We start from the raw sequence: 15346 nt of genomic DNA, 5'->3' as shown, positions 1-15346 counted from the left end.
GTAAACCTATTTCAGGACTAGACACAGAACCTAATGCGGTCTATTGCTCGGCCTGCGTCAAGGCGCGTTTGCCGGTTCACCTTCAGCCACCAGTTCAAGAAAGGCGCGCATGGCGGGGGTGATGCTCTGCTGGCGGGTCAGAAAGGCGGTATGGCCGATATTCTCCAGCGGAGCGAGTGGCAGGCAAACGAGGTCCGAGAGTTTGCTGGCTGAGCGGGCGAGGCCGGCGCTGACGATGGCCCAGCCCAGCCGGTGGCGTACGGCGCTGACCAGATGGAACAACGAATCGGTCTCGAGTATCACGTTGAGCGAGTTTCCTCCCTGCTCGGCGGCGCGATCCAGATACTGACGAAATTGCATGGTACGGCTGGGCAGCACCAGCGGCTGTTGCTGCAGTTCAGCAAGCGCAATGTCGAAGCTGTGCGGGTACTGATCCGCTTCGTCACGGTTCATCAGCACCGCCATCTGGTTGGCGCCTTGCGGGTAGACATGAAAGGCGCGCCGGCCAGCGCCGCCGGCGGGTTCATCAAATCCCAGTCCGATATCGCACTGATGCAGCTCCAGCTGTGATAGCAGGGCTTCGTTGCTGAGCACCGACAGACGAATGACGATGTCGGGATAGCGCTGCTTACAGCGGGCGATAAACGGCATGATGTCGAGATTGGACTGGGGCACGATGCCGATGCGCAGGGTGCCGGAGAGTTCGCCCTGGAACAGGGCCAGCTCCTGCTTGAGCGCCTCCTGTTCCAGCAACATCCGTTCGGCATACTGGCGTACCAGCTCGCCGGCCTCGGTCAGGGCGACAAACTGGCTGGTGCGTACCACCAGATCGGTGCCGACACTCTTTTCCAGCGCGGTAATGCTGGCCGAGAGGGTCGGTTGGGTGATGTGGCAGGCTTTGGCCGCTTTGGCAAAATGCCGGTGTTTGGCCAGCTCGTGAAAGTAGTGAAGTTGCTTGATGTTCATCTGGTTGTAGTGGAGGCAGTGGAACCGGCTATTGAAGAATTAATCAATTGAAAAAACATCTTCGATAGAACAACTCTATCAGGATATAGATTTATTTCATTGGTTTTGCGTCAGTCGCCTCTCTAAACTTGAATGCAGTTTGCATTTTTAGGCCAACCTGCATGCCTGCCCATTCTCCCGTCGCAACCCCCGCCAACTTGCCGTCACTGGGTCATCTGGTGGAAGAGGTGGCCGTCGCCATCAACATCAATGGCATCAATCATGCGGTGATGATGGCGACCCCGGACGATCTCGACGACTTTGCCGTCGGCTTTCTGTTTGGCGAGGGGATCATCCGGCATAACCACGAAGTCCACGACATCCAGGTCGCGCCAGCCGAACAGGGTATTGTGCTGGATGTGACCATTGCTAACCGTTCCCTGGCTGCTTTGGCTGAGAACAAGCGTCGGCTGACCGGGGTGACCGGTTGCGGCATCTGCGGCGTAGCGGCGGTGGAGCAGGCGCTGCCCGCATTGCCGGTGTTGCCGCTGACGCCGCCACTGGATGGGGCCTTGCTGGCAGGGCTGCGTGCTCAGATCGCCCAGTGGCAGCTCAAGGGACAGCAACACGGCGCCCTGCATGCGGCGCTGGCGCTGGATGCCGAGGGGAGGATCCTGCACTGCCGGGAAGATATCGGGCGCCACAATGCCCTCGACAAGCTGATCGGCCTGCTGCTGCGTCAACACAGTGCGTGCGACACCCTGGTGGTGACCAGCCGCTGCGGCAGCGAGCTGGTGCAAAAAGCCGCCCGCTTCGGTACCCGTCATCTCATCTGTCTGGCATCGCCCAGCCAGTTGGCGATCAGGCTGGCCCTCAAATACAACCTCAACGTCGTTCATATTCCCAAGTTTGATGCCCCGGTCAGCTATTCGAGCTATCGCCCGGCGGATCCCATCGGAGAGTGCCATGAGTCATATTGAAAAGCCCGCCAAAGCCGGCGGTTTTTCGTCCCTGCAATCCACCATGAAACAGGTGCTGCGCAGCCAGAAGACCCGTCAGAACATCAAGAATCTGCTGCGGGTCAACCAGACCGACGGCTTCGACTGCCCGGGTTGCGCCTGGGGTGACAACGACCACGGTACCTTCCAGTTTTGTGAAAACGGCGCCAAAGCGGTAGCGTGGGAATCCACCGGCAAGACGGTGGGGGCCGAGTTTTTCGCGGCCCACTCGGTGCGCCAGCTGGCCACCCAGAGCGACTACTGGCTCGAGTATCAGGGGCGGCTGACCGAGCCGATGCGCTACAACCCGGCGACCGATCACTATGAGCCTGTGAGCTGGGACGACGCCTTCTCCCTGATTGCCGACACCCTCAAGGGACTGAATAGCCCGGACGAGGTGGAGTTTTACACCTCGGGGCGTGCCAGCAACGAAGCTTCCTACCTCTATCAGCTGTTTGGTCGCCTGTTTGGCACCAACAACTTCCCCGACTGCTCCAACATGTGCCATGAGGCGAGCGGGGTAGCGCTGATCCAGTCGGTCGGCATCGGCAAGGGCACTGTGGTGCTGGATGACTTCGACCAGGCCGATGCGGTGTTTGTCTATGGCCAGAATCCGGGTACCAACCACCCGCGCATGATGAATGCCCTGCGTCAGGCGGCGCGTGGCGGCTGCAAGATCATCAGCTTCAACAACTTGAAAGAGGTGGCGCTGGAGCGCTTCGCCAGCCCGCAGAGCCCGCTTGAACTGCTGACCCCGGCGGCCACCACCATCAGCCACCAATACCTGACGCCGAAACTGGGTGGCGACATGGCCGCCATCCGCGGCATGGCCAAGTACATCCTGGAAGAGGCGCCAGAGGCGGTGGAGCGCGATTTCATCGCCCGCCACACCCACCACTTTGCCGAGTACGAGGCGCAGGTGCGTGCCACCGACTGGGCGGCGATCGAGCAGCAATCCGGCCTGACTCGCGCCGAGATCGTGCAGGCGGCCCGGGTATTTGCCGCAAGCCAGCGCATCATCAGTTGCTGGGCCATGGGGGTGACCCAGCATCTGCACTCGGTCGATACTATTCGCGAAATAGTCAACCTGCACCTGATGTGCGGCCAGATTGGCAAGCCGGGGGCTGGGCTCTGCCCGGTGCGGGGCCACAGCAATGTGCAGGGCAACCGCACCATGGGTATCAACGAAAAGCCGACCGCTGCCTTTATCGAGCGGCTCGAGCGTCACCTGCAGGTGAGCCTGCCGCGGGCCTGTGGTCACAATGTTTACGAGGCGCTCAAGGCGCTGCACGAAGGCAAGAGCAAGGTGCTCGTCTGCTTGGGCGGCAACTTGGCGGCGGCTGCGCCCGACACCGACTTCACTTACGGGGCGATGAAAAAGGCCGAGCTCAACGTGCAGATCAGCACCAAGCTCAACCGCAGCCATCTGCAGGTGGGCAAGGCTGCGCTGATCCTGCCCTGCCTTGGCCGTACCGAGCTCGATATCCAGCGCACTGGCAACCAGAAGATCACGGTGGAAGACACCTTCAGCATGGTGCACGCCTCAACCGGGGCGGCCGAGCCGGTATCGCCGCTCTGCCTCTCGGAGACTGATATTGTGGCGCGGATGGCTCACGCCACCGTGGGCAGCGAGCGGGTCGACTGGTTGGCTCTGCGCGATGACTATGCCCGTATCCGTGATCTTATCGAGCAGACCATCGCCGGTTTTGCCGATTTCAATGCTCGCATCCAGCAGCCGTGCGGTTTTCATCTCGATAACTCAGCCGCGCAACTGACGTGGAATACCCCCAGCGGCAGCGCCGAGTTTCGTGCCAGCACCCTGCCGCGCTCTGTGCTGCCGGAGTGTACCCGCCTTGCCGAACAGATGAGCGATCAGCCAGTCCTGCTGTTGCAGAGCCTGCGCTCTCACGATCAGTACAACACCACCATCTATGGCATGGATGACCGTTATCGCGGCATCAAGGGCCAGCGCAACGTGGTGTTCATGAACGAAGCGGATGCCCGTCGCCTCGGTTTTGCCGAAGGGGACAAGGTCGATATGGCGGCCATCTGCAACGATGGGCGCGAGCGTATCGTGAACGGCTTTAGCGTGGTGATCTATGACATTCCGCAGGGCAACATCGCGGCTTATTACCCGGAGACCAATCCGCTGGTGCCCATCGACAGTATCGGGGCCGGGTCGTTTACCCCGACCTCCAAGTCGATCCCGGTGCTGGTGACGGCCTCCCGCCAGTCAGAGAATCTGTTGCTGGTCAAATAAAAGCGTTAACGCGACTGGCTGCGTTAACACAGCCTGCACAGTGAATGCGGTGATGCCCCGAGTGAGTTTTTCATCCGGGGCATTTTTCAGCTCTGAAAGGGGTAGGGTTCGTTGATCATCAGGCAAAGAAAAAGCCCGTCACGCTGGTGACGGGCTTTTGCTGTTGGTACCCCGAGATGCCGTTGCCGGTTTGGGCCCTTGAACCGTCGGTTCAAGGCGGGGATCGGATCTGACCGCAGGCTTCTCGGTCGTGCCGAGCATGCGCAATAGCCAGAAGGCAGATCCCCTGTTTGGTATGAATATCGGCTCGGGGACTTGAACCGGCTGACAAACATCCCAGGGAATTTTAAAACGGTTTGCGATTAGGGCTGTTGCCCCTCTTCGCTGGAATCACCATATTGTCCGTGCTCGATCAGAGCCGCTTCGATGGTGCGCTGCAGCATCTTGATCCGCTTGTCCATGGTCTCAGAGTATTGGTGGTTCTTCTCTTTTTCAAGGCAGAGCTCATGACAGAAATTGAGCGCCGCCATGATAGCCAATTGCTCGTTGCTGGAGACTTTGGAGCGTTGACGCAGGTCGATCAACTTGTCGGTCAGCTGCTCGGCGGCCTGGCGCAGGGCATCCTGCTGTCCCAAGGGACAGGATACCTTGTAGGGACGTCCCAAAATGACGATTTCTACGGCCTCTGTGCTCATGCCTTCCTCAATACGGCGGAGCTGATTTCCGCCTTTATCCACGTGGACAACTGGGCGGGACTATATAGCGCAGATGCATAAGTTTCAAGGCCTTGCTGGCTCTGCAAGAGGGAGAATGCTAGGATCCTGACCATTAATTCTGCAAATTTGACTGAACTTTGAGCGGATCCTCGATGAGCAAAACGAACCCCCTTAAATATGCGGCAGTGGCCGACATCATGGAACAACATGAGCTGATGGCCAGCGCAGTAGAGGCCCATGGTGTGATCTGCGGTCTGGTGTGCGGCGGTGTGGCACTGGACGACAAGAGTTGGCTGCCCCATTTCAACGATCTGGTGAACGACGGTTTCGGCCTGCCGGCCCCGGTGCGCCAGGTGATGACCGATCTTTATCACAATGTGGTCGAGAGCCTGATGGCCCAGAAGGGCGTCGAGCTGCTGCTGCCAAGTGATGATGCTCCCCTCGACGAGCGCATCGATTCGCTGGTGGACTGGTCACAGGCGTTTCTGGCCGGTTTCGGCGTGGTGCAGCAGGAGTTGTCGCGTGCCTCGGAAGAGCTGCAGGAGATGATCCAGGATATCGCCAGCATCACTCAGGTCTCCGCCGAGTTCGATCAGGAAGATGACGAGAACGAAGCCTCTTTCCTGGTGCTCTACGAACACGTCAAACTGGGTGTCATGATGGCCTTCGAAGAGTTTGGCAAGCGCCCCGATACCCCGAGCGCGCCGCCGACCCTTCATTGAGGGGCGGGTCAACGAGACCCTTACTGAATCTGCAAGAGCGCCTGATGGCGCTCTTTTTTATTTCCTTGTGGTGGCTAACCCTGTGAGGCGCAACCGGTTTTTTGCCGGTGACCTCGCATTCGGCCAGCGGCTTTGTGATAGCATGAGGCCACCTTTTTCACTTCTTCCTCTCTGCTTATGTCTCAATCTGATGTGCGACAGGTCGATGTCACCCTGGTCGGCGGTGGAATGAGCGGCGCCGTGCTGGCCCTCTCGCTGGCAGCCCTGCTTAGATCCGATGGCTCCCCCCTCGAGATCCTGCTGCTGGAGGCAAGCGTCCCCGAACAGCACACCCATTCAGGGTTCGACGCCCGCGCCATTGCGCTTTCGGCCGGTACCTGTGATGCGCTGTTGCGACGCGGACTCTGGCCGCTGTTTGCCCCCCATTGCGCCCCCATTGCCCAGATCCATGTCTCGGATCGGGGCCACTTCGGTCAGGCTCGCCTGTCGGCTGCCGAATACGGTCTGCCCGCGCTGGGCCAGGTGATCGAGCTTGCATCCGCTGGCAAGGAGCTGCAACGGGCGATGGCGGCCTCTCCCAATATCCGGGTCTGTTGTCCGGCCCGGGTGAGCGAGATTGCGCCCGATGAGGAGAAGGTGGCCCTCACCCTCGAGAGCGGTGAACAGATTGAGACCCGCCTGCTGGTGGCGGCAGACGGCGGCAACTCCTTTGTGCGTCAGCACTTCAAGTTGCCGGTGACCCGCCACGACTTTGAGCAACACGCCATCATCGCCACGGTCAAAACGGCGCAAGACCCTGAGGGACGCGCCTTCGAGCGTTTTACCGAAGGGGGGCCGCTGGCCCTGTTGCCGATGCAGGAGGGGCTCTCCTCGCTGGTGTGGAGCGTCGGGCAGCATGAGGTGGATGAGCTGACGGCCCTCGATGAGGCGGCGTTTCTTGCCCGTCTGCAGCAGGCCTTTGGCTGGCGGCTTGGTCGCTTCGAGCGATGCGGCGTGCGTAACGTCTATCCGCTCATTCTGACCGCCTGCGACTACCCGCTGGCCCAGCGCACCGTGCTGGTCGGTAATGCCGCCCACGCCCTGCACCCGATTGCCGGACAGGGCTTCAACCTCGGGATGCGGGATCTCGACCTGCTTACCGGCGCCGTAGCCAAGGCGTTGGCAGAGGGGGAGGATATCGGCAGCTTCAAGGTACTGAGTGGCTACTGGCAGCAGCGCAAGCAGGATCAGGAGCAGACCGTCTGGCTCACCTCTTCGCTGGCCCAGCTCTTCTCCAATGGTCACGATCCGCTGGTGGCGGGGCGCAATCTGGCGCTCACCCTGATGGGGCGATTCCCGTGCCTCAAGGCGCCGCTTGCCTCGCGCACCCTGGGTTTTGTCGCCGATGTGTGCGGCAACTAGCCAGCACTTGTTGAGTGGAACCTGTTGACCGGAAGATGGTGACCGCCATTCGTTGATCAAAACCTATTGAATAAAGAGGTGATGCCTGCGGGTGTCCCCTCGCTGGCCAGCCGGTCAGCCCTGAAAGGATGAGATGATGCAGATGCAAAATGTGGATGTGGTGATTGTCGGTGGCGGCATGGTGGGGCTGGGGCTCGCTGCGGCCCTGAAACATAGCGCCCTCAAGGTGCTGGTGGTGGAGGGGCAATTGCCCGATCCGCAGCTGGGGGAGGTGGCCGATAACCGGGTCAGCGCCCTGAGTCTGGCCAGCCAGCAGATCCTGCGTCATGTTGGCGCCTGGGACGGCATTGAAGCGCGCCGCTTGCAGGCCTACGACAAGATGGCGGTGTGGGAGCAGGACAGTTTTGGCCATATCGACTTCGATGCCGCCAGCCTGCGTCAGGCCAACCTCGGCCACATCGTCGAGAATCGGGTGATCCAGCAGGCGCTGTTTGAGGCGATTGAAGGTGCCAGCAATATCCAGTTGCTGACCCCTGCCAGAGCCAAGAGCCTGCAGAGCGGCCCGGCGGGCGCCCTGCTGCTCCTTGAAGATGGTCAGGCCATCTCGGCCAAACTGGTGGTGGCTGCCGATGGCGCCCACTCCTGGGTGCGCCGTCAGGCTGATATCCCGCTTACCAGCTGGGATTATGGCCACCACGCGCTGGTGGCGACGGTGCGCTGCGCCGAACCCCATGAGGCGGTGGCACGCCAGATCTTCACCCCGGATGGCCCGCTCGCCTTTTTGCCGCTGTGGCAGGAGAACCTCTGCTCCATCGTCTGGTCACTGCCTGCGGCCCGCGCCGAGGCGCTCTGCACCTGCGATGACGAGCAGTTCAATCGCCAGCTTACCGCCGCCTTCGATGCCCGGCTCGGTCTGTGCAAGGTGGAGGGGCCGCGCAGCGCGATTCCTCTTACCGCCCGCTATGCCCGCGACTTTGCCCGCGAGCGGCTGGTGCTGGTGGGAGATGCCGCCCACACCATCCACCCGCTGGCGGGGCAGGGGGTCAACCTTGGCCTGCTGGATGCTGCCGCGCTGGCGGAGCAGATCTTGCAAAATCATGCCGCGGGTGAGGATATCGGCCTGCTTGCCAACCTGCGTAGCTACGAGCGCTGGCGCAAGAGCGAAGCGGCTCGCATGCTGGCTGCGATGGAAGGGCTCAAGCGGCTGTTCAGCGGGGCCAACCCGCTCAAGAAGCTGGTGCGGGGCGTGGGATTGCGCGCGGCCAACCTGCTGACTCCGTTCAAGGAGGGGGTGATCCGCGCCGCCATGGGGCTGGAGGGCGAGTTGCCCGCATTGGCCCGGCCTGACTGGACTGTTGCTGCGACCAAGGGCAGTGCCATGCAGGCCAAGGGTGAAAAAAACTAATATTACTCGCCGTTTTTGACAACAAAAGTAATCCGACAAGGCTGATGACCCGTTTTGGGTGTCAGCCTTTAATTTTGCTCTGGAGCGAAACGTTTTTCTGCAAATTGTGACGAAACGGTAAAAATCAAAATTTAATCTCGCCTGAGTCGGCTTATGGCTGTTTTTATCACTGCATTTATCTTAGTGTCTGGAGTCAGTTTTACGGGAGGGGATTAGTTTTTTTTGAGCGGCACGCTCGCCTGCTTGTCATATAATCCGCTCCGTTCAAGGAATCCCTCTTGCCTGGCAAGGGCAGGAGCGAGCACACACTTTTGGATCCGGTCGCTTTTTGCTGTACGTATTGCAGTCAGAGCGGTGGCGCGGGTCGCAAGGGTGGTCGCCAAAGCGAAAAGGCTTTTTGCTAAGGAAAGAATGCGATGATCCAGACTACTGTACTGCATCCCAAACACCTGGAAGCCGGCGCCAAGATGGTGGACTTCCACGGTTGGGAAATGCCCATCAACTACGGCTCCCAGCTGGAAGAGCACCACGCGGTGCGCAGCGATGCCGGTATGTTCGATGTCTCCCACATGACCATCGTCGATTTGACCGGCGAACGGGTCAAAGCCTTTCTGCAACACCTGCTGGCCAACGACGTGGCCAAACTCACTGCCCCCGGCAAGGCCCTCTACAGCGGCATGCTCAATCCGGAAGGCGGCGTGATCGATGACCTCATCACCTATTACCTGACCGATACCTTCTACCGGCTGGTGGTCAACTCCGCTACCCGCGAGAAGGATCTGGCCTGGATCCGCCATCACGCCATCGATTTCGACATCACAGTGACCGAGCGTCCCGAGCTTGCGATGATTGCGGTGCAGGGCCCCAACGCCAAGGTCAAGGCTGCTGCTGTGCTGAGCGCCGCTCAGCGTACCGCCGTGGTGGGGATGAAACCCTTCTTCGGCGTGCAGGCTGGCGATCTCTTTATCGCCACTACCGGCTACACCGGCGAAGATGGTTATGAAATCGTGGTGCCGCAAGAGAAAGCCTGCGAGCTGTGGCAAGCGCTGCTGGATAACGGCGTCGCCCCGTGCGGCCTCGGTGCCCGCGATACCCTGCGCCTCGAGGCGGGGATGAACCTCTACGGTCAGGATATGGACGAGTCAATCTCTCCACTCGCCGCCAACATGGCCTGGACCATCGCCTGGGAGCCGAGCGATCGCAACTTCATCGGCCGTGACGTGCTGGAAGCGCAGAAAGCGGCGGGCAACCAGCCCAAGCTGGTGGGTCTGGTGATGGAAGAGAAAGGGGTGCTGCGTGCCGGTATGCCGGTCACCTTCACCGCGGCAAACGGTGAGAAGCGGGAAGGTGTGATCACCTCCGGCTCTTTCTCCCCCACCCTGGGCTACAGTATTGCCCTGGCGCGGGTGCCCCGCGATATCGGTGAGCTGGCCGAGGTGGAGATCCGCAAGAAGCTGGTCACCGTGAAGGTCACCAAGCCCGCTTTCGTCCGTAACGGCCAGAAGCTGGTTTAATACCGTCTTGGGGGAGGGCAGTGCCTCCCCCATCCCTTTTCATATTCGTTTTTAAACGCGACTCAAAGATCAAAGGAAGCACAAATGAGCCATATCCCGAGCGAACTGAAATATGCCACTTCCCACGAGTGGATCCGTGTTGAAGCCAACGGCGAGGCCGTGGTCGGTATCACCGAACACGCCCAGGAGCTGCTGGGTGACATGGTGTTTGTCGAGCTGCCGGAAGTGGGTAAGCAGGTCAGTGCCGGTGACGACTGCGCCGTGGCCGAGTCGGTCAAGGCGGCCTCCGACATCTACAGCCCGGTGAGCGGCGAGATCATCGCCGTCAACGACGAGCTGGAAGGGAGCCCCGAACTGGTCAACTCCGACCCCTACAGCGCTGGCTGGCTGTTCCGCATCAAGCTCGATGACGAGAGCGAGCTGGCCAACCTGCTGGATGCCGAAGGCTACCAGAATGTGGTGGACGAAGAGTAATGCCCCCGGGCCCTGCCAACACAGCAGGGCCCCTTTGTATGACCGCCAGCCGGGCAAGCACCGGTCGGTGGAAGGGTGAAGTCGTCCGCGCCTGCCGTTTGCCAGCCTAGGAGGCTAGGGGTAAACAGGCCGGTTCGCAACAAGGCGATCCCCTCTCGATGCTGCCGCAGCATCCGGTGCCGCACCCTGTCTGCGGGACCCAGAACATGAGTGGCGTCGGTATCAACCGACGATCAGGAACATCAGGTCTTGGTTATCAGGATGTCATGCCAGGACTTATTTATCAGGAAATAGGGAAATGACCCAGTCACTGTTTGAACTCGAGCAAAAAACCGATTTTGTCCGCCGCCATATTGGCCCGGGCGAGGAAGAGCTGCGCCAGCTGCTGGCGACCGTCGGGGCCGAAAGCCTGGACGATTTGATTGAACAGACCGTGCCCGCCGCCATTCGCCTGCCGGGCCCGCTGGGGATCGGTGCCGGCATGACCGAAGTGGAAGCGCTGGCCAAGCTCAGGGGCTATGCTGCTCAGAACAAGATTGCCAAGAGCTATATCGGCATGGGTTATCACGATACCCATGTGCCCCACGTCATTTTGCGCAACGTGCTGGAAAACCCGGGCTGGTATACCGCTTACACCCCGTACCAGCCCGAGCTGGCGCAGGGCCGTCTCGAAGCCCTGCTCAACTTCCAGCAGCTGACGCTGGATCTCACCGGCATGGATCTGGCCAGTGCCTCCCTGCTGGATGAAGCGACCGCCGCCGCCGAGGCGATGGCGCTGGCCAAGCGGATGGCCAAGTCCAAATCCAACCTCTTCTTCGTGGCCGATGACGTGCACCCTCAGGTGATCGATGTGGTCAAGGAGCGCGCGGTTCACTTCGGTTTCGACGTGGCGGTTGGCGCCGCGAGCGATGCGGTGAGCGAAGAGGTGTTCGGTGCCCTGTTCCAGTACCCCACCACCACAGGTGAGGTGAAAGATCTGCGCGCTCTGATTGCCGCGGTACAGGCCCAGAAAGGGCTGGCCTGTGTCAGCGCCGATCTGCTCTCCCTGCTGCTGCTCAAATCCCCGGGCGAACTGGGTGCCGACGTGGTGTTGGGCTCCGCCCAGCGCTTTGGCGTGCCCATGGGTTACGGTGGCCCCCACGCCGCCTTCTTCGCCACCCGCGATGCCTACAAGCGTTCCATGCCGGGCCGCATCATCGGTGTCTCCAAAGATGCCCGCGGCAAAGCCGCGCTGCGTATGGCGATGCAGACCCGCGAGCAGCATATCCGCCGTGAGAAGGCCAACTCCAACATCTGTACCGCTCAGGTGCTGCTGGCCAATATGGCGAGCTTCTACGCCGTCTACCACGGTCCGGTGGGGCTGAAAACCATCGCCTCCCGCGTGCACCGTCTCACCACCATTCTGGCGCTCGGCCTCAAGGCCAAGGGTGTTGCCCTCAAGCACGCCAGCTGGTTCGATACCCTGACCGTGCTGACGGCAGATAAAGCAGCACTCATTGCCAAGGCCGAGGGGCTCGGCATCAACCTGCGTGCAGACCTAGATGGTGCGGTAGGGGTGTCGCTGTCTGAAACCACCACCCGCGCTGATGTGGCCGAGCTGTTCGATCTCTTCCTCGGCCAAAGTCATGGACTGGATATCGAGGCCCTCGACAAGGCGGCTCAGACCCATCACGCTATCCCGCAGGATCTGCTGCGCACCGACGCCGTGCTGACCCACGAGGTGTTCAACAAGTACCACTCCGAGACCGAGATGCTGCGTTATATCCACCGTCTCGAAGCCAAAGATCTGGCGCTCAACTACGCCATGATTTCGCTCGGCTCCTGCACCATGAAGCTCAACGCCACCGCCGAGATGATCCCGGTGACCTGGCCCGAGTTTGGCAAGTTACACCCGTTCGCCCCGCTGGCGCAGGCCAAGGGCTACCAGTTGCTGCTGGCCGACCTCGAAAACTGGCTGGTAAAGGTGACCGGTTACGATGCGGTCTGCATGCAGCCCAACTCCGGGGCGCAGGGCGAGTACGCCGGTCTCTTGGCCATCAAGAAGTACCACGAATCCCGCGGCGAGGGGCATCGCGACATTTGCCTCATTCCGGCTTCTGCCCACGGCACCAACCCGGCCTCAGCCCAGATGGCGGGGCTCAAGGTGATCGTCACCGCCTGTGACAAGTCCGGCAACGTGGATCTCGACGACTTGCGCGCCAAGGCCGCCGAGGCGGGGGATCAGCTCTCCTGTCTGATGGTGACCTACCCCTCCACCCACGGGGTGTACGAGGAGACCATCAAGGAGGTGTGCGACATCGTTCACCAGCACGGTGGTCAGGTCTATCTGGACGGCGCCAACATGAACGCGCAAGTTGGATTGACGGCACCGGGCTTTATCGGGGCGGACGTCTCTCACCTCAACCTGCACAAGACCTTTGCCATTCCTCACGGCGGTGGCGGCCCGGGCATGGGCCCCATCGGTGTGAAGAAGCATCTGGCACCGTTCGTGGCTGGTCACGCCGTGGTCAAGACCGACAAGGAGAGTCGTGACAACGGCGCCGTGTCGGCTGCACCGTTCGGCTCGGCCAGCATCCTGCCCATCAGCTGGATGTATATCGCCATGCTGGGTGACGAGGGGCTGAAGAAATCCACTCAGGTCGCCATCCTCAACGCCAACTATCTGGCCAAGAAGCTGGGTGAATCCTTCCCGGTGCTCTACTCAGGCCGCAACGGTCGGGTGGCCCACGAGTGCATTCTGGATATCCGTCCGCTCAAGGAGGCTTCCGGCATCAGCGAGATGGACGTGGCCAAGCGGCTGATGGACTACGGCTTCCACGCACCGACCATGAGCTTCCCGGTAGCGGGCACCCTGATGGTCGAGCCGACCGAGTCGGAATCCAAGCGCGAGCTGGATCGCTTCGTCGAGGCGATGACGTCCATCCGCGCCGAGATTGCCAAGGTGCAGGAGGGGCAGTGGAGCCTCGCCGACAACCCGCTGGTCCATGCGCCGCACACCCAGGATGACGTGATGGATGCAGAGTGGTCCCGTGGCTACAGCCGCGCCGAGGCGGTGTTCCCGTCCGACGCCGTGCGCGCCGCCAAGTTGTGGCCCTCTGTGAACCGCATCGACGACGTTTACGGCGATCGCAACCTGTTCTGTGCCTGTATCCCGACTGAGGATTACGCCAAGTAAGTGGCGTCTAGGAGCAACAGTTAAGCCGTATAAACAACAGGGCCACCCAGACGGGTGGCCCTTCGTTTACATGGACTTTATCTGCATGCTGCTATCCGAATGTCCGGCTTAAGTCCTTGAGCTGGCTCGCTTTGCTCTGCAAGTTGGCACTGGTTTCACTCACCTGATCGATTTTGAGGCTGTTATCGTGAGAGAGCGAGGATATCTGGTTGATATTGCGACTGATCTCCTCGATGACCGCTTGTTGCTCGGTGGCCGCGGCGGTGATCTGGTTGGAAAAATCAGAGACCTTGTCTATCTCGACCACAACCTGATTCAGATTGCCGGTGCTTGCCCGGGTGGTGGCGAGGCAGGCGTTGGTTCTGGTCACATTGAGATGCATCATCTCTTTCCATCCCCCCAGGGTTTGCTGGATATGGCCAATGCTGTTCTGGATCTGCTCTGTCGCCTTGTGGGTTCTGGTCGACAGGCTGCGAACCTCGTCCGCCACCACTGCAAAGCCGCGGCCCTGATCGCCTGCCCGTGCGGCTTCGATGGAGGCATTGAGCGCCAGCAGGTTGGTTTGATCCGCAATGCCGCGAATTTCGCTCATGATGGTGCCGATCCGCTCGGATTCGCTCGCCAGCTCGACAGCTGACTGGAAGGCTTGCTCCGCCTGGGTGGCCAGCGCCGACATCTCTTCTCCCGCTTCCGAAAGCTGGGTGCTGGTGGTGATGCAGTGGCGGCGGGCCTCTTCGATCTGGCTGTTGCTGTCTTGAATATTGCGGTTGATCTCCTCGGCGGCCGAGGCCATCTGGGTGACGGCGGTGGCAATCTGCTGGATCTGCGTGTCTTGCGAAGAGATATCCTGGCTGGCCAGCGAGGCGGAGCCGCGCAGGTCATTGGCCATGGCATTGAGCGACGCGGTGGTGTCATCCACCCGGCCGAGTACGGTACGGATCTTCGCTTGCCCGAGCTTGATATGGAAATCGGCGATGCTGTGGGGGGCATCCCCCGAGAAGATAAGGCGGCTGATGCTGTCGTAATCCTGCTCGAGCTGCTGCAAGAATCGCGGCGTGAGGAAGAGAGGGTGGCGATTGAACCAGATTATTGCCAAGAGGGGTATGATGACCCAGAGCGCCTGCAGCGGTGAGATCAGCCAGAGCGCGCTGATCACGCTGACGAGCAGCAGGGGGATGGTCATCATGGCTGGCGTGAGTTGACGCAGGCCCATGTGAATGGCAGAGCCGGTTTCACGGGCTTTAAGGGTTTTGTACATCTGGCTGGCACGCGCTTTGTGCTCTGCGGCGGGACGGCAGCGGACGGATTGGTAACCCACCATCTTGCCATCTTCATAAATCGGGGTGACATAGGCATCAACCCAATAATAGCGACCATCCTTGCAGCGGTTTTTTACCATGCCTCGCCATGGTTTACCCGCCTGTAGGTGGGCCCAGAGATCGGCAAACGCTGCCTTGGGCATGTCGGGGTGGCGCACCAGATTGTGATGCTGTCCCAACATCTCTTCCAGGCGATAGCCTGCCACCTGACAAAACGCCGGATTGGCGTAGGTGATGTCCCCTTTGAGATCGGTCGTCGATACCAACTGGATATCGTCGGCAAATTCAACCTCGGTATCTGTGGTGTGAAGCGAGCTGGTTACCATGATCAGGCTCCGGTTTCGGCGTAACGGAATACTTCGTTTGAGTATGGCAGAGGATGTTCATTTATTGTGTTGTTGCACATTAACTCTTGTG

Annotated in this window: 12 protein-coding genes and 1 other RNA gene; 8 read left to right on the top strand and 5 right to left on the bottom strand. The window is 60.5% G+C overall.

The window, feature by feature from the left end:
• Positions 1-57 precede the first annotated feature (57 nt).
• Positions 58-966: a LysR family transcriptional regulator gene (locus tag ACTG27_RS08330; RefSeq protein ID WP_429218238.1), complete on the bottom strand. Its 909-nt coding sequence runs from the start codon at positions 964-966 to the stop codon at positions 58-60.
• 161 nt (positions 967-1127) lie between these two features.
• Between ACTG27_RS08330 and fdhD the strand changes: the two genes are divergently transcribed.
• Together fdhD and ACTG27_RS08320 are read left to right on the top strand one after the other, a co-directional pair.
• The gene (gene fdhD, locus ACTG27_RS08325) at positions 1128-1925 is read left to right on the top strand and encodes a formate dehydrogenase accessory sulfurtransferase FdhD (RefSeq protein WP_429218236.1); all 798 of its coding nucleotides are present in this window, start codon (positions 1128-1130) and stop codon (positions 1923-1925) included.
• On the top strand, positions 1912-4203 hold the full coding sequence (locus tag ACTG27_RS08320) for an FdhF/YdeP family oxidoreductase (RefSeq protein WP_429218234.1): 2292 nt from the start codon (positions 1912-1914) through the stop codon (positions 4201-4203). Before fdhD ends, ACTG27_RS08320 begins: the two co-directional genes overlap by 14 nt.
• A 164-nt stretch (positions 4204-4367) precedes the next feature.
• On the opposite strand, the gene ssrS is transcribed toward ACTG27_RS08320, so the two are convergent.
• Positions 4368-4549, bottom strand: a non-coding RNA gene (ssrS, locus tag ACTG27_RS08315) — 6S RNA.
• Positions 4550-4565: 16 nt separating this feature from the next.
• Positions 4566-4898, bottom strand: a complete 333-nt coding sequence (gene zapA, locus ACTG27_RS08310) for a cell division protein ZapA (protein ID WP_005333910.1) — start codon at positions 4896-4898, stop codon at positions 4566-4568.
• Between the two features lie 173 nt (positions 4899-5071).
• Between zapA and ACTG27_RS08305 the strand changes: the two genes are divergently transcribed.
• The 3 genes from ACTG27_RS08305 (at position 5072) to ACTG27_RS08295 (ending at position 8447) form a co-directional block, all read left to right on the top strand.
• Complete coding sequence (locus ACTG27_RS08305) at positions 5072-5641, top strand: UPF0149 family protein (RefSeq protein WP_005333908.1); 570 nt, start codon at positions 5072-5074, stop codon at positions 5639-5641.
• Positions 5642-5818: 177 nt separating this feature from the next.
• Positions 5819-7042, top strand: a complete 1224-nt coding sequence (gene ubiH / locus ACTG27_RS08300; RefSeq protein WP_429078895.1) for a 2-octaprenyl-6-methoxyphenyl hydroxylase — start codon at positions 5819-5821, stop codon at positions 7040-7042.
• 136 nt (positions 7043-7178) lie between these two features.
• Complete coding sequence (locus ACTG27_RS08295; RefSeq protein ID WP_429068252.1) at positions 7179-8447, top strand: FAD-dependent 2-octaprenylphenol hydroxylase; 1269 nt, start codon at positions 7179-7181, stop codon at positions 8445-8447.
• Positions 8448-8659: 212 nt separating this feature from the next.
• Here the strand turns inward: ACTG27_RS08295 and ACTG27_RS08290 are convergent, their stop codons facing one another.
• Positions 8660-8887, bottom strand: a complete 228-nt coding sequence (locus ACTG27_RS08290; RefSeq protein WP_021230880.1) for a hypothetical protein — start codon at positions 8885-8887, stop codon at positions 8660-8662.
• Between ACTG27_RS08290 and gcvT the strand changes: the two genes are divergently transcribed.
• The 3 genes from gcvT to gcvP all read left to right on the top strand — a co-directional run bounded on the left by gcvT (position 8864) and on the right by gcvP (position 13610).
• Complete coding sequence (gene gcvT, locus ACTG27_RS08285; RefSeq protein ID WP_058056652.1) at positions 8864-9961, top strand: glycine cleavage system aminomethyltransferase GcvT; 1098 nt, start codon at positions 8864-8866, stop codon at positions 9959-9961. The two genes, ACTG27_RS08290 and gcvT, sit on opposite strands and share 24 nt — an antisense overlap.
• 84 nt (positions 9962-10045) lie before the next feature.
• On the top strand, positions 10046-10435 hold the full coding sequence (gene gcvH / locus ACTG27_RS08280; protein WP_042060204.1) for a glycine cleavage system protein GcvH: 390 nt from the start codon (positions 10046-10048) through the stop codon (positions 10433-10435).
• Positions 10436-10733: 298 nt separating this feature from the next.
• On the top strand, positions 10734-13610 hold the full coding sequence (gcvP, locus tag ACTG27_RS08275) for an aminomethyl-transferring glycine dehydrogenase (protein WP_429068239.1): 2877 nt from the start codon (positions 10734-10736) through the stop codon (positions 13608-13610).
• Between the two features lie 91 nt (positions 13611-13701).
• Here the strand turns inward: gcvP and ACTG27_RS08270 are convergent, their stop codons facing one another.
• Positions 13702-15255, bottom strand: coding sequence for a methyl-accepting chemotaxis protein (locus tag ACTG27_RS08270; RefSeq protein WP_416014244.1), 1554 nt, complete (start codon positions 15253-15255; stop codon positions 13702-13704).
• Positions 15256-15346: the final 91 nt, after the last annotated feature.

This window comes from Aeromonas sp. 97A, from assembly GCF_051919185.1.
Taxonomy (GTDB): domain Bacteria; phylum Pseudomonadota; class Gammaproteobacteria; order Enterobacterales; family Aeromonadaceae; genus Aeromonas; species Aeromonas veronii.
The sequence above is the reverse complement of the archived record's forward strand: the minus strand, read 5'-3'. Positions and strand labels throughout refer to the sequence as shown.